The 17,303-nt window shown below is 76.7% G+C and carries 18 protein-coding genes; 9 read left to right on the plus strand and 9 right to left on the minus strand.

What is annotated here, in order from left to right:
* Positions 1 to 51 precede the first annotated feature (51 nt).
* Positions 52 to 1,020 (plus strand): ABC transporter substrate-binding protein, encoded by a 969-nt coding sequence (locus ACI8AC_RS19785; RefSeq protein WP_456899544.1) that lies wholly within the window; start codon positions 52 to 54, stop codon positions 1,018 to 1,020.
* Between the two features lie 45 nt (positions 1,021 to 1,065).
* On the opposite strand, the gene ACI8AC_RS19790 is transcribed toward ACI8AC_RS19785, so the two are convergent.
* The 3 genes from ACI8AC_RS19790 to ACI8AC_RS19800 are packed head-to-tail and all read right to left on the minus strand — an operon-like array spanning position 1,066 to position 4,025.
* Positions 1,066 to 2,037, minus strand: a complete 972-nt coding sequence (locus ACI8AC_RS19790; protein ID WP_456899545.1) for an aldo/keto reductase — start codon at positions 2,035 to 2,037, stop codon at positions 1,066 to 1,068.
* 57 nt (positions 2,038 to 2,094) lie between these two features.
* Entirely contained in the window at positions 2,095 to 3,174 is a 1,080-nt protein-coding gene (locus ACI8AC_RS19795) for a winged helix DNA-binding domain-containing protein (RefSeq protein ID WP_456899546.1), read from the minus strand.
* Between the two features lie 47 nt (positions 3,175 to 3,221).
* Positions 3,222 to 4,025 carry a cation:proton antiporter regulatory subunit gene (locus ACI8AC_RS19800; protein ID WP_456899547.1) on the minus strand — a complete coding sequence of 268 codons (804 nt, stop codon included), beginning with the start codon at positions 4,023 to 4,025 and terminating at the stop codon, positions 3,222 to 3,224.
* Between the two features lie 232 nt (positions 4,026 to 4,257).
* Here ACI8AC_RS19800 and ACI8AC_RS19805 point away from each other — a divergent pair, with 232 nt between their 5' ends.
* From ACI8AC_RS19805 to ACI8AC_RS19815, 3 genes are read left to right on the plus strand one after another with little or no spacing between them, the layout of a single operon-like run.
* Entirely contained in the window at positions 4,258 to 4,998 is a 741-nt protein-coding gene (locus ACI8AC_RS19805; protein ID WP_456899548.1) for an SDR family NAD(P)-dependent oxidoreductase, read from the plus strand.
* A gap of 48 nt (positions 4,999 to 5,046) precedes the next feature.
* Positions 5,047 to 5,646 carry a class I SAM-dependent methyltransferase gene (locus tag ACI8AC_RS19810; RefSeq protein WP_456899549.1) on the plus strand — a complete coding sequence of 200 codons (600 nt, stop codon included), beginning with the start codon at positions 5,047 to 5,049 and terminating at the stop codon, positions 5,644 to 5,646.
* Positions 5,647 to 5,656: 10 nt separating this feature from the next.
* Positions 5,657 to 5,782, plus strand: coding sequence for a hypothetical protein (locus tag ACI8AC_RS19815; RefSeq protein ID WP_255419349.1), 126 nt, complete (start codon positions 5,657 to 5,659; stop codon positions 5,780 to 5,782).
* Positions 5,783 to 5,911: 129 nt separating this feature from the next.
* Here the strand turns inward: ACI8AC_RS19815 and ACI8AC_RS19820 are convergent, their stop codons facing one another.
* The gene (locus ACI8AC_RS19820; protein WP_456899550.1) at positions 5,912 to 6,562 is read right to left on the minus strand and encodes a phosphoribosyltransferase; all 651 of its coding nucleotides are present in this window, start codon (positions 6,560 to 6,562) and stop codon (positions 5,912 to 5,914) included.
* Between the two features lie 166 nt (positions 6,563 to 6,728).
* Here ACI8AC_RS19820 and ACI8AC_RS19825 point away from each other — a divergent pair, with 166 nt between their 5' ends.
* Both ACI8AC_RS19825 and ACI8AC_RS19830 read left to right on the plus strand, forming a co-directional pair.
* The gene (locus ACI8AC_RS19825; protein WP_117378051.1) at positions 6,729 to 6,923 is read left to right on the plus strand and encodes a three-helix bundle dimerization domain-containing protein; all 195 of its coding nucleotides are present in this window, start codon (positions 6,729 to 6,731) and stop codon (positions 6,921 to 6,923) included.
* Positions 6,924 to 6,954: 31 nt separating this feature from the next.
* The gene (locus ACI8AC_RS19830; RefSeq protein ID WP_456899551.1) at positions 6,955 to 8,574 is read left to right on the plus strand and encodes an ABC-F family ATP-binding cassette domain-containing protein; all 1,620 of its coding nucleotides are present in this window, start codon (positions 6,955 to 6,957) and stop codon (positions 8,572 to 8,574) included.
* A 212-nt stretch (positions 8,575 to 8,786) separates the two neighbouring features.
* Here the strand turns inward: ACI8AC_RS19830 and ACI8AC_RS19835 are convergent, their stop codons facing one another.
* Positions 8,787 to 9,995 carry an alanine racemase gene (locus ACI8AC_RS19835; protein ID WP_456899552.1) on the minus strand — a complete coding sequence of 403 codons (1,209 nt, stop codon included), beginning with the start codon at positions 9,993 to 9,995 and terminating at the stop codon, positions 8,787 to 8,789.
* An 88-nt stretch (positions 9,996 to 10,083) separates the two neighbouring features.
* Between ACI8AC_RS19835 and ACI8AC_RS19840 the strand changes: the two genes are divergently transcribed.
* Entirely contained in the window at positions 10,084 to 11,421 is a 1,338-nt protein-coding gene (locus tag ACI8AC_RS19840) for a D-arabinono-1,4-lactone oxidase (RefSeq protein WP_456899554.1), read from the plus strand.
* Between the two features lie 24 nt (positions 11,422 to 11,445).
* Here the strand turns inward: ACI8AC_RS19840 and ACI8AC_RS19845 are convergent, their stop codons facing one another.
* From ACI8AC_RS19845 to ACI8AC_RS19855, 3 genes are all read right to left on the minus strand, one after another.
* Complete coding sequence (locus tag ACI8AC_RS19845; protein ID WP_456899555.1) at positions 11,446 to 12,324, minus strand: oxidoreductase; 879 nt, start codon at positions 12,322 to 12,324, stop codon at positions 11,446 to 11,448.
* 9 nt (positions 12,325 to 12,333) lie between these two features.
* Entirely contained in the window at positions 12,334 to 13,545 is a 1,212-nt protein-coding gene (locus ACI8AC_RS19850; RefSeq protein ID WP_456899556.1) for an MFS transporter, read from the minus strand.
* A 156-nt stretch (positions 13,546 to 13,701) separates the two neighbouring features.
* On the minus strand, positions 13,702 to 14,883 hold the full coding sequence (locus ACI8AC_RS19855; RefSeq protein WP_456899557.1) for an alcohol dehydrogenase catalytic domain-containing protein: 1,182 nt from the start codon (positions 14,881 to 14,883) through the stop codon (positions 13,702 to 13,704).
* A gap of 288 nt (positions 14,884 to 15,171) precedes the next feature.
* On the opposite strand from ACI8AC_RS19855, the gene ACI8AC_RS19860 reads away from it, so the two are divergent.
* Positions 15,172 to 16,143 carry a M23 family metallopeptidase gene (locus ACI8AC_RS19860; protein ID WP_456899558.1) on the plus strand — a complete coding sequence of 324 codons (972 nt, stop codon included), beginning with the start codon at positions 15,172 to 15,174 and terminating at the stop codon, positions 16,141 to 16,143.
* Between the two features lie 75 nt (positions 16,144 to 16,218).
* Positions 16,219 to 17,175, plus strand: a complete 957-nt coding sequence (locus tag ACI8AC_RS19865) for a cation diffusion facilitator family transporter (RefSeq protein ID WP_456899559.1) — start codon at positions 16,219 to 16,221, stop codon at positions 17,173 to 17,175.
* Here the strand turns inward: ACI8AC_RS19865 and ACI8AC_RS19870 are convergent.
* Positions 17,172 to 17,303, minus strand: a 132-nt coding sequence (locus ACI8AC_RS19870; RefSeq protein WP_456899560.1) for an integrase core domain-containing protein, incomplete at its 5' end; no start/stop codon positions are given. The genes ACI8AC_RS19865 and ACI8AC_RS19870 overlap by 4 nt on opposite strands.

Here is a 17,303-nt window from a genome sequence, read left to right on the forward strand (position 1 = left end):
TAAGTTGTCTTCCGTGTGCCGGACGGTCCGGTGCGCGGGAGGAGGACCACGGTGCAGGCAACGGTGCGGTACCGCCGGGGGGCGCTCGCCGCCGTGGCGGGGCTGCTGCTCGCCGGGTGCGGCTCGGACGGCGGCGCGACGACGACCACGACGGAACCGGCGGCCGAGCAGAGCCGCACGGTCGACCACGCGCTCGGCAGCACGGAGATCACCGGCACCCCCGAGCGGGTCGTCGTCCTCGACACCGGGGAGCTCGACACGGCCCTGGCGCTCGGCGTGACGCCGGTCGGCGCGGTCCGCACGGCGGTCAGCGACGAGCTGCCGGCCTACATCGAGGACGCCGGGGCCGACCCGGCCGACATCGCCAACGTCGGCACGATCCAGGAGCCCAACCTGGAGGGGATCGCCGCGCTGGAGCCGGACCTCATCCTGTCCAACGTCATCCGGCACGAGGCGATCTACGACCAGCTGAGCGCGATCGCCCCGACGGTCATGGCGGAGGACATCGGCGAGACCTGGAAGGAGAACCTGCTCCTGGCCGGGGAGGCCCTGGGTCTCCAGGAGGAGGCCGAGCGGCTGCTGGCCGACCACGAGGAGCGGGCCGCCGAGGTCGGCGCCCTCTACGGCGACCCGGCGGGCACGGAGGTCAGCATGGTGCGCTTCACCGACCCCACCGCGATCCGGCTCTACGGCGAGGGCTCCTTCATCGGCGCCGTCCTCGCCGACGTCGGCTTCGCCCGGCCGGAGGTCCAGCGCACCGCCGAGACCTTCGTCGAGGTCGGCCCGGAGGAGATCGCGCAGGCCGGGGGCGACGTCGTCTTCTGGTCCTCCTACGGCCCGGAGGGCGCCGGTGCGGCCGCGGAGGTCACCGGCGGCGGGCTCTGGCAGACGATCCCCGCGGTGCAGGAGGGGCGGGCCTACGAGGTGAGCGACGACCGCTGGTTCCTCGCCATCGGCCCGCTGGGCGCCGGGCTGGTGCTCGACGACCTCGAGCAGTTCGCCGCCGGGCTCGAGGGCTGAACCGGTGCCCGGCCGGCCCCCCGCGGGCCGGCCGGGCACCGGTGGTCAGAACCCGACGACGGCGTGCGGGGTGTAGGGCTCCTCGAGCCGGGCGACCTCCTCGTCGGTCAGCTCCAGGTCGACCGCGGCGACGGCGTCGTCCAGGTGCGCCTCCTTCGTCACGCCGACGATCGGTGCGGTCACCACCGGCTTGGACAGCACCCAGGCCAGCGCCACCTGGGCGCGCGGGACCCCCCGCGCAGCGGCCACCTCCGCGACCCGGGCGACGATCTCGCGGTCGCCGACCTGGTCGTAGAGGCGCTTGCCGAACTCGTCGGTGCCCGAGCGCTGCGTGCTCTCGTCCCAGTCGCGGGTCAGCCGGCCGCGGGCCAGCGGGCTCCACGGGATCACGCCGATGCCCTGGTCGACGCACAGCGGGTGCATCTCCCGCTCCTCCTCGCGGTTGAGCAGGTTGTAGTGGTCCTGCATCGACACGAAGCGGTGCCAGCCGTGCTCGCCGGCGGTGTGCAGCGCCTTGCTGAACTGCCAGGCCCACATCGACGAGGCGCCCAGGTAGCGCACCTTCCCCGACCGGACGAGCCAGTCCAGCGCCTCCAGCGTCTCCTCGACCGGCGTGTGCGGGTCCCAGCGGTGGATCTGGTAGAGGTCGACGTGGTCGGTGCCCAGCCGCCGCAGGCTGGCCTCGCACTCGCGGATGATCGCCACGCGGGAGAGCCCCGCGCCGTTGGGGCCCGGGCGCATCCGGCCGTGCACCTTGGTCGCGAGGACGACGTCGTCGCGGTCGGCGAAGTCCCGGACCGCCCGGCCGGTGATCTCCTCGCTCGAGCCGTCCGAGTAGACGTTGGCGGTGTCGAGGAAGGTGATGCCCGCGGCCAGGGCCTTCTCGATCAGCCGGCGGCTGTCCTCCTCCGGCAGGCTCCACGGGTGGTTGCCGCGGGCGGGGTCGCCGAAGCTCATCATCCCCAGGCAGATCCGCGAGACCTCGAGGCCGGTGCTGCCCAGGCGCGTGTACTCCATGCGCCCAGACTCCACGCGCCCAGCCAACCGCGTGCGGCCGGGGCCCGGCCACCCGGATCACGGCAGCCGCGCGGCCGCCCCCGGGATGCCCGCGGCGACGTCGTCGGTGAAGGCGGTGAACGGCTCGGCGGCCACCGCACGGCCGGTGCCGCGCCCGGTCCACCGCCACGTGCCCACCACCTGGCCGCCGCTGACCACGGTGGCCCGGAAGACGCCGTTGCCGCCCGGGACGATGCGGTCGGCGAACCCGGCCGGCACGGCGCAGGTGCGGTCGGCGTAGCCGAGCACGAACTCGTCGAAGCCCGGGAGCAGGTGCAGGGCCGCGGCCTCGGCCCGGCAGGCGGCCAGCCGCTCGGGCGTGGCCGGGTCCAGGTGCAGCTCGGTGCCGTCGACGGCGATCGTCTCCAGCCGCGGCCGGGCCAGCGCCAGCCCGGTGCGGGCGTCCCGGACCGTGGTGCCGGCCCACCGGGCGAGGTCGGCGACGGTGGCGGGGCCGTGGCCGGTGAAGTACCGCAGCGCCAGCTCGCCGAGCGCCTCCGCGCCCTCGAGCCGCCGTGGCGTGCGGACCCACTCGTCGAGCAGCACGAAGGCCTGGTCCCCGCCGGCGGTCGGCCCGAGGACCAGCGTCCCGGTCTGGGCGAGGTACCAGAGGGTGTGGTAGCCCCGCTGGGCGGAGACGTCGACCCCGGCCGAGCCGATCGCGGCCAGCAGGTCGGTGCGGCCCAGCCGCCGGCCACCGGAGAGCGCGGCGACGGCGGCCTCCCGCGCCCGCTCGAGGTCCGCCTCGGTCAGGCCGACGGTCGCGCGGCGCTTCGCCGCCCCGGCCAGCACCCGCGGGCCCAGCACGTCGAGCATCCAGGGCAGGTCCTCGGCCGCGACCAGGTGCAGGGTGCCGCGCATCGGCCAGGAGCGGACGACCTCCCCGGCGTCCAGGGCGGCCGCCACCCCGGCCCGTGACCGGCCGGCGGTGCGCAGCGCCACCGAGACGAGTGCGCCGGGGAGGTCCTGGCCCTGGACCGCGCCGAGGGCGCGGACCGCCGCGGCGGCGTCGGGGAACGGCGGCCCGGCGACCCGCTGGGCCACCAGGCGCAGCAGCGCCACCTCCCGCGGCGACGTCCCCCCGGCCGGCGTGGTCACCTCCTGACCCTGGCACGGACCTGCGACGAAAACGGCCCGGGGCCGGCTCACCGGGTGGCGCCGCCCTCCTGCCCGCCCCGCTCCCGGCGGCGGGTCGGGCGTTCGAGCCGCTCGATCGGCGGGGTCGCCGCGTGCCAGGCCCGCGCCCGCTCGCCGGCCACGTCACCCTCCTCCCCGTGCAGGCGCTCGGAGACGTCGGCGAGCATGGCCTCCCGGCCGTAGAGGACGACGACGTCGCCCGCCCGCAGGTGCTCGTCCAGGCTCGGCGCGCCGATCCAGGTGCCCGCGCGCTCGATGCCCAGCACGGTGATGCCCTCCTCGGGCAGCCGCAGCTCGCCCAGCGGGCGGGCGGTGACCCAGTCGCCGTCGGCCACCGGGAGCTGGACGACCCGCCACCGGCCCCGCAGGTGCAGCAGGGCGGCGTAGTCGCGGACGTCGAAGTCCGTCCAGCGCCGGAGGTAGCGCTCGATGACCCGCCGCAGCGCCCGGTCGACGACCCGGTTGCGGGCCAGCCAGAGCAGCACGGCCAGCGAGCCGACGATGACCGCGGCCCGCGCGAACCCGCCGGCGGTGGAGTCGACACCGGTGAAGCTGAGGATGAGGGTGCCGAGCACCGACACCGCACCGGCGCCGCTGACCAGCATGAGCACCATGACGATCCGGCGGCGGGCGGGGTGGTCGACCACGGACTCGGCCTCGGACGTGGTGAAGCCGGTCCCGGTGAAGGCCGACCGGGCCTGGAACCGGGCGTGCTGGAGGGTCATCCCCGTCATGGTGAGGGCGACGGTGGCCACCCGGGTGACGACCAGCCCGAGCATGACGACGACGATCAGCGAGATGACGGCGGCCATGCCCGGGGGCTACCGCCGGCAGCGCGGTCCCACACCCGCCGCCGGGCCATCCGGCACGAGCTGTTCCGGAAGAGGGAGGTGAGCCGCCGGGGAGAGTGGGTACGGGCGCGCGGACCGGAACCCCCGACGGAAGACGCGAGCCCATGCTCCACCGCGAGCCCATGCTCCACCGCGAGCCCATGCTCCACCCCCTGCAGCAGTCCCCCGCCCCGGCTCCCCGGCGGACGGCCCGGTGAGGCGGCTCTCCGGACGCCGGGTCGTGGTGGCCGGCGGCGCGACCGGCATCGGGGCGGCCATCGCCCGGGCCTTCACCGCCGAGGCGGCGCGGGTCGTCGTCCTCGACCGGGACGGTCCCGCGCTCGACCGCCTCGCGGCCGCCATCGGCTGCCGGACGTGGGCGGTGGACCTCGACGACGTCCGCCAGGCCCGCGAGTCGATGGAGAAGGCGATCGCCTGGCTCGGGGGCATCGACGTCCTGGTCAACGACGCCGGGCCCGGCCGCTTCGCCCCCCTCCTGGAGATGGAGCCGGCGGAGCTCGCCTCGTGCTTCTCGCTGCCCGCCCGGACCATGCTCACCACGACCCAGACCGCGGCCCTGGCCATGGTCGGCTTCCGGGCGCCCGGCGACGAGTGCGCCGGGAAGGTGGTCAACGTGGCCAGCGCGGGCAGGGGCGCCGGCGGGCAGGCGCACTACGCCGCGGCGAAGGCGTCGGTCATGGCGCTGACCCGGGCGGCCGCCCACGAGCTCGGCCCGCACGGGATCACGGTGAACTGCCTGTGCCCGGGCTACGTGCGCGACCCGCACACCGCCGCCGACCGCCCGGAGGCCGCCTCGTGGTCGGCGCTGTCCCCGCTGGGCCGGGTCGGGGAGCCCGAGGACGTCGCCCGCGCGGCGGTGTTCCTCGCCTCCAGCGACTCCGACTACCTGACCGGCGACGCCCTCCACGTGGCCGGGGGGATGGTCCTGCACTGATGCGGGCGTCCTGCGCCACCGCGGGACGGCGGGGGCACACTCGGCGCCGTGCGAGCACAGGACTGGGACGCGCGCTACGCCGAGAGCCAGCAGTGGTCCGGGGAGCCCAACGCGCTGGTCGCCGAGCTGCTGGCCGACCTGCCACCGGGCGGGGCGCTGGACCTGGCCGCGGGGGAGGGGCGGCACGCGCTGTGGCTGGCCGGGCTCGGCTGGCGGGTGACCGCGGTCGACTTCTCCGCCACCGGGCTGGCCCGCGGGCAGGCGCGGCCGGGCGCCGACCGCGTCCGGTGGGTGACCGCGGACGTCCGCACCTGGGCGGCGCCCGAGGGCTCGCTGGACCTGGTCCTCGTGGCCTACCTGCACCTGCCCGAGGCCGAGACGGCCGCGCTGCTGCGGCGGGCGGTGGGCTGGCTGCGGCCCGGCGGCCGGCTGCTCGTCCTGGGCCACGACGCCGACAACATCGCGCACGGGGTGGGCGGCCCGCAGGACCCGGCGATCCTGCACAGCGTCGAGCGGCTGGCGCCCGTGGCCGCGCTGCTGGAGGTCGACCGGCTGGAGCAGGTGCGCCGGGAGACCCCGGCGGGGACCGCCCTCGACACCCTGCTGTGGGGCCGGGCAGCGGCCCGGCCCATCGGTGCCCGGGGGTAGCCTCCGCGCCGTGATGGGGATGGGAGGCGCCGGCGGCCGGGACGCCGAGCGGCGCCGGCGGCTGGTCGCCGCCGTCGTGGTGCTGGCGATGCTGCTCGCCGCGGGGGCCACGGTGCTCTCGATCGCCCTGGGCTGAGCACCCGCCCTGGGCCGAGCACCCGCCCTGGGCTGAGCACCCGCCCTGGGCCGAGCACCCGCCCTGGGCTGAGGGCCGGCCGCGGGCGTCCGCGACGCCGTGGCCGGCCCCCGCGGCCGGGCGGGACGGCTACGCGTCGGGCTGACCGGCTCCGCCGCCGGCCAGCAGCGACACCACCTCCTCGTCGGGGGTCTGGGTGAAGTCGCCGTAGACCTGACCCACGGCCCGGAACCCCGGCGGGGACTCCAGCGCCACCAGCTCGTCCACCTCGCCGGCCAGCTCGGCCACCACCCGGGGCGCGGCGACCGGCACGGCGAGCACCACGCGGGCGGCGCCCAGGGCCCGCGCCACCGCGCAGGCCGCCCGAGCGGTGGCCCCGGTCGCCACGCCGTCGTCCACCACCACGGCCGTCCGGCCGGCCAGCGGGACCCGCGGGCGGTCGCCGCGGAAGGCGCGCGCCCGCCGGTCGAGCTCGGCCCGCTCCTGCCGCTCCACCGCGGCGAGGGCCTCCTCGCCGACCCCGGACCGGGCGAGCACGTCCCGGTTGAGCACCACCGCGCCGTCCTCGCCGACCGCGCCCATCGCCAGCTCGGGCCGGGCCGGCAGGCCGAGCTTGCGCACCAGCACCACGTCCAGGGGCGCGCCGAGCGCCCGGGCCACCTCGGCCGCCACCGGCACCCCGCCGCGGGGCAGCCCGAGCACCACGGGGTCGGCCGGCCCGAGGTCGGCCAGGCGGGCGCCGAGCTGCCGCCCGGCGTCCCGGCGGTCGGCGAAGGGCACGCGGTCACCTCCTCGGTCGCCGCCCATCGTGGCCCCGCAGGGGGCCCCGCGCAGCCCCCGGGCCCCGGCCGGGACGAAGGGCCCTGGTGTGCGCGCGGGACAGGAGTGACGGTGGGGACGTTCCGCGCCGCACCGGCGCCCGGACGCGAGAGAGGGTCTTCCCCGCATGACGCTGACCGACGACCCAGCCGTCGACCAGGCCGTCGCCCGCCTCTCCGACGAGTTCGCCGCCCGCCTGCGCCCGCAGGTGATCGGCACCGTCGTGCGCACCTGCCGCCGCGACCTCTCGGGGGTGCCCGTGACGGCGCTCCCGGAGCTCGTCGAGCGGCTGGCCCGGACCCGGCTGGAAGCCGGCGTCTGAAACCTGTTGCCCCGCCCGCCACCATGTCGGGGTGGGCTACGTCGACGTGACCGGTGTCCGGCACACCCTCCCCGACGGGCGGGTGCTGCTCGACGAGGTGTCCTTCCGGGTGGGCGAGGGAGCCCGCGCGGCGCTGGTCGGCGAGAACGGCGCCGGCAAGACGACGCTCCTGCGCATCATCGGCGGCGACCTCGTCCCCGAGGCGGGCGCGGTGGCGCGCTCCGGCGGCCTCGGCGTCATGCGCCAGTTCATCGGCTCGGTCCGCGACGACACGACCGTGCAGCGCTTCCTGGTCGACCTCGCGCCGCCCGCCGTGCGATCCGCGTGGGAGGCCGTGGAGGCCGCCGAGCTGACCCTCATGGAGACCGACGACGACGCCGCGCAGCTTGCCTACGCCGACGCGCTGGCGCAGTGGGGGGACGCCGGGGGCTACGAGGCCGAGGTGACCTGGGACGCCGTGACGGTCGCGGCGCTCGGGGTGCCCTACGAGCGCTGCAAGTACCGGGAGCTGTCCACCTTCTCCGGCGGGGAGCAGAAGCGGCTGGCCCTGGAGGCGCTGCTGCGCGGGCCCGACCAGGTGCTGCTGCTCGACGAGCCCGACAACTACCTCGACGTGCCCGGCAAGCGGTGGCTCGAGCAGCGGCTGCTGGAGACGCGCAAGACCGTGCTGTTCGTCAGCCACGACCGGGAGCTGCTGGCGCGGGTGGCCGACCGGGTGGTCACCGTCGAGGGCGGGACGGCGTGGGTGCACGGCGGTGGGTTCGCCTCCTACGCCCCGGCGCGCGAGGCCCGCCACGAGCGGCTGGCCGAGCTGCGCCGCCGCTGGGACGAGGAGCACCAGCGCCTCGTGGACCTGGTGCGCACGCTGCAGCAGCAGGCCGCCAACTCCCCGGACATGGCCTCGCGGTACCGGGCGATGCAGACCCGGCTGGCGAGGTTCGAGGCGGCCGGCCCGCCGCCGGACCGCCCGCCGCAGCAGGCGGTTGCCATGCGGCTGCGCGGCGGCCGGACCGGGGTGCGGGCGGTCGTGGCCGAGCAGCTGGAGCTCACCGGGCTCATGCGGCCGTTCGACCTGGAGGTCTGGTACGGCGACCGCGTCGGCGTGCTGGGCGCCAACGGGGCGGGCAAGTCGCACTTCCTGCGGCTGCTGGCCGGGGAGGACGTCGTCCACACCGGCAGCTGGCGGCTCGGTGCCCGCGTCGTCCCCGGGCTGTTCGCGCAGACCCACGCCCACCCCGGGTGGCTCGACCGGACCCTGGTCGACCTGCTGTGGCACGGCGAGCCCGGGCGGCCGGGGGTCGACCGCGGCCGGGCGATGGCCGCGCTGCGCCGCTACGGCCTGGCGGCGTCGGGTGACCAGGTCTTCGGAACGCTCTCCGGCGGGCAGCAGGCGCGCTTCCAGGTCCTGCGCCTCGAGCTCTCCGGCGCGACGCTGCTCCTGCTCGACGAGCCGACCGACAACCTCGACGTGCTGTCCGCCGAAGCGCTGGAGGAGGCGCTGGCCGCCTTCGAGGGCACGGTGCTCGCGGTCACCCACGACCGCTGGTTCGCCCGCTCCTTCGCCCGCTTCCTCGTCTTCGGCGGGGACGGGCGGGTCTACGAGTCGGCCGAGCCGGTGTTCGACGAGGCACGGGTGGCCCGCGCCCGCTGACGCCGTGGCCCGAGCACGCGGGGGCCCTCGGCTCTCTCGTGATCATGGGCTTCTTGCCCGCTCCGCCGGAGCGCCCGCGCGTGTCCCCGGCAAGAACCCCGTGATCACCGTCCGACGGTCGGCCCGGTGTCGGGCCGACCCGACGGTCGGGGGTTCGACGAGGACGACGTGACGGCGGCGCGGGCGCTGGCCGGCGGGTCCGCGGACCGACCTCAGCCGAACGCCTGCCCCTCGCCCCGGTAGGTCGGGAGCGGCTCGCCCCGCGCATCCCCGGACAGCGGGTGCAGGACGTCGACGTGCTCGCACAGCTCCCCGGCCTTGGCGTGCCGGAACCACACCCGGTCGCCGACCCGCAGCCCCGCCGTCCCCGGGCCGCGCAGCGGGGTCTGCACCTCCCCGGCGGCCTCGGTGCCCAGCAGCCGCAGGCCCGCGGGGAGCACCGGGCGGGGGAGCCGGTCCTCGCCGGGCGGGCCGGAGGCGACCCAGCCACCACCGGCGACGGTCGCCAGCCCGGGGCCCGGCAGCCGCGTCACCGGCAGGGCGAACAGGACCGCCGGGCGCGGGGTGAAGGCGCGGTAGCCGTCGAACAGCGTCGGCCCGAACAGCCCCGAGCCGGCCGCGACCTCGGTGACCGCGGGGTCGGCGGCGGTGCGCTCCAGGCTGCCGGTGCCGCCGCCGTTGACGAACCCGGGCCCGGCGACCGCGGCGACCGCCGCCACGACCGCGGCCCGGCGCCCGGCCAGCTCGCGGACCGACACCGCCTGCAGACCGCGCACAGCCAGGCCGCGGGCCCGCCGCCCGGGCGGGGCGTCGGGCACGCCGGCGACCTGCGCCTCGTAGGCCAGCACCCCGGCCAGGACGAAGCCCGGCCGGCCGGTCACCGCGCGGGCCAGCGCGGCGGCCTCCGCCGGGGTGTGCACCGGTGACCGGCGGACCCCGACGTGCAGCGGCCCGGCCCGCAGCGAGGCGTCGACGTCGAGGCAGACCCGCACCGGCGGCCGCCGCGGAGGAGGAGCCACCGCGTCGACGAGGTCGAGCTGGTCGGTCGAGTCGACGACCAGGGTGACCCGCGCCGCCGCCATCCCGTCGGCGACCAGGCGGCGCAGCGCAGCGCGGTCCGCGGTGGGGTAGCCGACGACCACGTCCTCGCTGACCGGGTCCGGGCCGCCCGCCAGCCACAGCGCCTCGGCCAGCGTGTAGGCCAGGACGCCGGCGAAGCCGGGCCGCGGGAGCACCCGTCGAAGCACCGCCCGGCAGCGCACCGACTTGCTCGCCACCCGCACGGGCAGGCCGCCGGCGCGCCGCACCAGGTCGTCGGCGTTGGCGTCGAGCGCGTCGAGGTCGAGGACGGCGAGGGGTGGGTCGAGGTCCGCGGTCGCCCGGTCGAGCCGGGCGCGGGCCGGGGGTGGGACGGCGCTCACCGGGGTGAGCGTGGCCGCGCGACCGCGGAGGGTCAAGGGTGGCATCGGCCGGTTGACCTGCGCACTCTCCGCCGGGCAGAGTGCCCGCGTGCCAGGGTCGGCGGCGGTCGCGCACGCGGGGGAGGCGCGCTGGCGCAACTGGGCCGGCAACGAGCGCGCCGACGCCCGGGTCGTGCACGCGGGCTCGGTCGACGAGGTGGTGGCCGAGCTGACCGCGGCCACCGCTTCGGGGAGCCGGGTCCGGCCGATCGGCAGCAGCCACTCCTTCTCGGCGATCGGCCGCCCGGAGCAGGTCCAGCTGGTGCTCGACGGGCTCACCGGCATCTCGGTGACCGGCGACGGGCTGGTCACCGTCGGGGGCGGGACGCCGCTCTACCGGCTCAACGCCGAGCTGTGCCGGGCGGGGTGGGCGCTGACCAACCTGGGGGACATCGACCGCCAGACGGTGGCCGGTGCGCTGGCCACCGGCACGCACGGCACCGGCGCCGCCTTCGGGGGGCTGGCCACGCAGGTGCGCGCGCTGGAGCTGGTCACGCCGGCGGGGGAGGTGCTGCGCTGCACGCCGGAGGAGCACCCCGACGTGTACGCCGCCGCCCGGGTCGGGCTGGGCGCGCTGGGCGTCGTGACGGCGGTGACCCTGCAGGCCGAGCCGGCGTTCGCCCTGCACGCCGTCGAGGGCCCGGGTCGGCTGGACGAGGCGCTGGAGCGCTTCGAGGAGCTCATGACCTCCACCGACCACGTCGAGTTCTACTGGTTCCCGCACACCGACGCGACGCTGCTCAAGTGCCACACCCGGGTGGGCCTGGACGACGGGATGGACCCGCTGCCCCGCTGGAGGGCGGTGTGGGACGACGAGGTGCTCGCCAACGTCGCCTTCGCCGGCGTGGTCGCGGCCGGGCGGCGGGTGCCCGCCCTCGTCCCGCCGCTGGCCCGCTTCTCCGCCCGGGCGCTGGGCCCGCGGACCTGGACCGACCACTCGCACCGGGTGTTCGTCAGCCGCCGGCGGGTGCGGTTCCTGGAGATGGAGTACGCGGTGCCGCGCGCCGAGGCCCCGGCGGTCCTCGCCGAGCTGCGCCGGGTGCACGAGGCGGGCGACTGGCGCACCGCCTTCCCGGTCGAGGTGCGGCTGGCCGCCGCGGACGACATCCCGCTGTCGACGGCCGGCGGGCGCGACACCGCCTACGTCGCCGCCCACGTGCCGGCCGGGACCGACCCGGGCCCGTGGTTCCGCGCCCTCGAGTCGATCGCCGCGGCGGTGGGCGGCCGGCCGCACTGGGGCAAGCTGCACGGGCTGGACGCCGCCGCGCTGCGCGGCCGATACCCGCGCTTCGACGAGTTCCTCGCCGTGCGCGACCGGCTGGACCCGACCGGGGTGCTGGCCAACGCGCACCTCGACCGGGTCCTCGGTCCCGCGCCCGGCCGCTGACGGTCCCGCGCCCGGCCGCCGGCGTCACGCCGCGGGCGTGCCGCCGATCGCGTCGAGCTCCTCGAGTTCCCGCGGCCCGAGCACCAGCGCACCCGCGGCGAGGTTCTCCTCCAGGTGGGCCACCGAGGAGGTGCCCGGGATGAGCAGCACGTTGGGGCTGCGGGCCAGCAGCCAGGCCAGCGCCACCTGCATGGGCGTGGCCGCCAGCCGCCGCGCCACGGTCTCCAGCGCGGCCGACTGCAGCGGGGTGAACCCGCCCAGGGGGAAGAACGGCACGAACGCCACGCCCTCGCGGGCCAGTGCGTCGACCACCGGGTCGTCGCCGCGGTGCACCAGGTTGTAGTGGTTCTGCACGCACAGGACCGGGGCGATCGACCGGGCCTCGGCCAGCATCTGCGGCGTCACGTTGCTGACGCCGAGGTGCCGGACCAACCCCTCCTGCTGCATCCGGGCCAGCGCCTCGAACGGCTCGGCCAGCGAGCGCTGCACCGGGGCGCTGAAGCCGGGCATGCGCAGGTTCACCACGTCGAGCACGTCCAGGCCGAGGTGGTCGAGGTTGTCCTGGACCGCCTGCCGCAGCTCGGCGGGGGAGAGCGCCTCGGGCCAGGCGCCGTCCGGCGTCCGGCGCGCCCCGATCTTGGTGACCAGCACCAGGTCGTCCGGGTAGGGGTGCAGCGCCTCGCGGATCACCTCGTTGGTGACGTGCGGGCCGTAGTAGTCGCTGGTGTCGATGTGGTCGACGCCCAGCTCGACCGCGCGGCGCAGCACGGCGAGCGCGCCGGCCCGGTCGGCGGGCGGACCCATGACGTGCGGCCCGGCCAACTGCATCGCGCCGTAGCCGAGCCGGTGCACCGACCGGTCGCCGAGGGGGAAGGCACCGGACCGGCCGGCGGTGGCGGTCATGCCCGCCTCCTACCCGCGTGCGGCGCCGCTCACCTCCGGTGCGGGGACCCGGTCGCCGGGGAGCGCCGCCGGCGCGGCCGCCCGCCGCTCGGCCACCAGGGCGAGGACGGCGACGCCCGAGCCGGCCAGGGCGAGGACCGCACCCACCCAGACGGGGGCGGTGTAGCCGAACCCGGCGGTGAGCACGGCCGCGCCGAGGGCCGCCCCCAGGGCGTTGGCCACGTTGAACGCGCCCTGGTTGGCCGCCGACACCAGGCTGCCGCCGGGCACCCGCGCGGCGACGATCACCCCGTTCTGCACGACCGGGCCGAGGGCGAAGGCCAGCGTGCCGAAGAGCACCAGCAGCACGACCGCGGCGACCGGGGTCCGGGCCAGGACGGCGAAGGCGACGAGCACGCCGGCCGTGGCGAGCAGCCCCACGACGACGAAGGCGAAGCCGAAGCGGTCGCCGAGGGGGCCGCCGGCCAGCGTCCCCACGGTGGTGCCGATGCCGAACAGCGCCAGGACGGGGGTCACCCAGACCTCGGGGATGCCGCCGAGGTCGGTGAGGATCGGGCTGACGTAGCTGTAGACGGCGAACAGCGCCGAGAAGCCGACCATGGTGAGCCCGAGGACCAGCCAGACCTGGCCGCGCCGGAAGGCGCGCAGCTCGGCCCGCAGGTCCCCGCCCTCGCCGGCCTCGTCGGGCAACCAGGCCAGCAGGCCGGCGATGGTGACCAGGCCGATGACCGCGATCCCGCCGAGCACGAGCCGCCAGCTGGTCTGCTGGGCGACGAAGGTGCCCAGCGGCACGCCGATCACGTTGGCGAGGGTGAGCCCGGTCATCATCAGCGAGATCGCGCGGGTGGCCCGGCCGGGCGGGACCAGCTTCCGGGCGGCGACCGCACCCACCCCGAAGAACGAGCCGTGCGCCAGCGCGGTGAGCACCCGGGCGGCGACCAGCGTCTCGTAGGTCGGGGCCAGCGCCGAGAGCAGGTTGCCGACGGTGAAGACGACCATCAGCGCGACCAGGACCCGCCGGGGCGGGAAGCGGACCCCCAGGGCGGTGAGCGTGGGGGCGCCCAGCACCACGCCGACCGCATAGGCGGAGATGAGCAGCCCGACGGCCGACACGGAGACACCGAGCCCGCCGGCGATCTGGGGCAGCATCCCCATGACGACGAACTCGGTGGTGCCGATGCCGAAGGCACCGATGGCGAGGGCGAGCAGACCGCGGGGCACGGGGGAGGGCTCCTGGGGGACGACGACGGTGGGCGGCGGACGTCGTCGTCCGGCCGGGGCCGCGGACGACCCTCCCCCAGGCCAAGCCGCTACCCCCGCGCGGCATGCCCCGCACGCCGGGTGGGGCTCCTCACACGCGGGGGCGCCGGCTCCCGCTCAGGGCTGCAGGAGGACCTTCACCGCGCCGTCCTTCTTCTCCCGGAAGTTCGCGTAGGCCTCCGGGGCCTGCTCGAGCGGCACCCGGTGGGTGGCGAAGTCGTCGACGCCCAGGGGGTCGCCCTCGGTGAGCAGCGGCAGGATGTCGGGCACCCAGCGCCAGACGTTGGCCTGGCCCATGCGCAGCTGGATCTGCTTGTCGAACATCCGCATGAGCGGCAGCGGGTCGGTGGCGCCGCCGTAGACGCCCGACAGGGAGATCGTCCCGCCGCGGCGGACCGCCTCGATGGCGGTGTTGAGCGCGGCCAGGCGGTCGACGCCGGCCACCTGCATGACCTTCTCCATGATCGCGTCCGGGATCACGGCCGAGGCCTTCTGCGCGGCCCAGGCGAACGGCGAGTCGTGCGCCTCCATGCCGACCGCGTCGATGACCGCGTCGGGCCCGCGCCCCTGCGTGGCGTCGCGGATGGCCGAGACCACGTCGTCCTGGTCGGTGGAGCGGATGACCTCCGTGCCGCGGGCGGTCGCCCGCCGGAGCCGCTCGGGGACGACGTCGACGCCGTACACCTTCTCGATGCCCAGGTGGCGGGCGATGCGGGTGCACATGTCGCCGATCGGGCCCAGGCCGAGCACGAGCAGCGTCCCGCCGGGCGGGGTCGCGGCGTACTGGACCGCCTGCCAGGCGGTCGGGACCACGTCGGAGAGGTAGACGAACCGGTCGTCGGGCAGGCCCTGGGGGACCTTGATCGGCAGCGTGTTGCCGAACGGGACGCGCAGGTACTCGGCCTGCCCGCCCGGCACCTGCCCGTAGAGCTTCGTGTAGCCGAACAGGGATGCGCCGAAGCCCTGCTCCCGGTTCTGCGTGGTCTCGCACTGCGACTGCAGGCCCTCGGAGCACATCCAGCAGGTGCCGCAGGAGATGTTGAAGGGGACGACGACCCGGTCACCGGGCCGGACGGCGGTGACCTCCGAGCCGACCTCGCGGACGATGCCCATCGGCTCGTGGCCCATGACGTCGCCGACGGTCATGAACGGGGCCATGACCTCGATCAGGTGCAGGTCCGACCCGCAGATGCCGCTCGAGGTGATCTCCACGATCACGTCGGTCGGCTCCTGGATCGTCGGGTCGGGGACGGTGTCCACCCGGACGTCGGCCCGGCCGTGCCAGGTGACTGCGCGCATGAGAGCTGCTCCTCGGGGGTCGGTGAGCTCGGTCGGGCCTCTCCTGCCCGGCGTGAGGTGCATCGCCCCGGGCACCTGAGCCCACCCGGCGCGTCGAGCGCGGTGCGTCACACCAGGTGACGCTCCGTCGAACCGCGCCGGTGCATCTCGGTGAGCCAGGACACAAAGGCGCTGGTCAGTGCCCCGACCGTCACATCACGAAATGGTCACGGCGTGTTTACATGGGCCCCGGCCCACCACCCGCCGGGGTGGTGGGCCGAGTCCTGTCACCTCCCGGAAGCCTGGTGCATGAGCCCCCTCCACCCCGACCGGTCCCGCACGGTGCCCGCCCCCTCCGTCCCCGCCCGGCCCTCCGGCCGCCGGCGGGCCGACCGGGGGATCGGCCGGCGCGTGGGGGACGCGCCGCAGGCGGCCGCACCCGGGCTGGCTCCCGTCGACGACCTGTCCGCCCTGACGTCCGACGCCGAGGCGGTCGCCCTCGCCGGCGTCCCGGACCTCGCCCCCGCCCCGGTGCTGCCCGGGCGTCCCCGCCGCCGGTGGCACGCCCCCCCGGCCCGGGCGCGTCGTCCGGCGGCGTACCTGGCCGCGGCTCTGGTGGGCGCGGCGGCGCTGGGCGCCCTCACGGTCGGGGACCGGGTCGCGCAGGCGGCGGGCAGCGGCTCCTCGGTGAGCGTGGCAGAGGAGCTCGGGCTGGACACCCGGTCCGACGCGACCCCCGTGCTGCCCGACGCCGAGCGGCTGCAGGAGCTGACGGCCAGCCGCACCGCCCGCGAGGCCGAGCAGGCCGCGGCCGCGCAGGCGCAGGTCGAGGCCGACCGGCTCGCCTCGGAGGCGGCGGCCGCGGCGGCGGCCGAGGCGGCCCGGCCGCAGGCGGTCCTCCCGGTGGCCGGGGCCCGGCTGACCAGCGGCTTCGGGGAGCGCTGGGGACGCATGCACGCCGGCATCGACCTGGCCGCGCCGATGCGCACGCCGGAGTACGCGGCCATGGACGGCGTCGTCCTCGAGGCCGGCCCGGCCAGCGGCTACGGCCTGGTCGTCTACATCCAGCACGAGAACGGCGACGTCACCGTCTACGGGCACATGGACGAGATCCTCGTGCAGCCCGGGCAGGTCGTCCGCGCCGGCGACACGATCGCTCTGCTGGGCAACCGCGGCCAGTCCACCGGCCCGCACCTGCACTTCGAGGTCATCATCGGCGGGCTCGGCGGGGAGAAGGTCGACCCCGTCCCGTGGCTGCGGGAGCGCGGCGTCGCCGTCTGACGGTCGCCGCCCGGGCGCCGGCGGCCCGCTGCGGGAGGATGGCGGCATGCCGCGCGCGACCGGGAGGGACTGCTGATGGGCCATGGCCACGGGCACGGCCACGGGCACGGGCACGGCCACGGTCACGGCCACGGGGCCGGGACGGCGTCGGCGGCGCACCGCCGCCGGCTGGCGGTGGTGCTCGTCCTCACCCTCCTGGTGATGGCCGCCGAGGTCGTCGGCGCCCTGGTCTCCGGGTCCCTCGCGCTGCTCGCCGACGCCGGCCACATGGCCACCGACGCGCTCGGCGTCGGCCTCGCCCTGGGGGCGGTGTCCCTGGCGCAGCGGCCACCCCGGGGACGGCGGACCTTCGGCTGGCAGCGGCTGGAGATCCTCGCCGCGGTGGCCAACGGGCTGCTGCTGCTCGCGGTCACCGCGTACGTGGTGGTGGAGGCGGTGCGCCGGATCGGGGAGACCCCCGAGGTCGGTTCCGGCGTCATGCTCGGCGTCGCCTCGCTCGGCCTGGCCGTCAACCTGGTCGGGCTCGCGCTGCTGCACCGCGGCCGCACCGGGTCGCTCAACGTCCGCGGCGCCTACCTGGAGGTGCTCGGCGACGCGCTCGGCTCGGTCGCCGTGATCGCCGCCGCCGTCGTCATCGCGCTCACCGGCTGGACACCCGCCGACACGGTGGCCTCGCTGGTCATCGCCGTCCTCGTGGCGCCGCGGGCGTGGTCGCTGCTGCGCGAGGCTCTCGACGTCCTGCTCGAGGCGGCCCCCCGCGGGGTCGACCTGGACCGGGTGCGGCAGCACATCCTCGGGGTGCCCGGCGTCACCGGCGTGCACGACCTGCACGCCTGGACCATCACCTCGGGGATGCCGGTCCTCTCCGCGCACGTGGTGGTCGCCGACGAGGAGCTCGAGGCCGGGCACGGCGGGCGGGTGCTCGACGCGCTGTGCGCCTGCCTCGGCGACCACTTCGACGTCGAGCACTGCACCTTCCAGCTGGAGGCCGGCACGCACGCCGGCCACGAGGCGCCGGTCCACCACGACTAGATGTACTGCTCGGACAGGTTGGTCAAGCGGGTGATGGGCGGGCGGTTGCCGATCGCGGTGTGGGGCCGGTGATGGTTGTACTCGTGCAGCCAGGCCGGCAGGGCTTTCCGGCGGGCTGACTCGCTGAG

The organism is Geodermatophilus sp. SYSU D00758 (genome assembly GCF_054049955.1).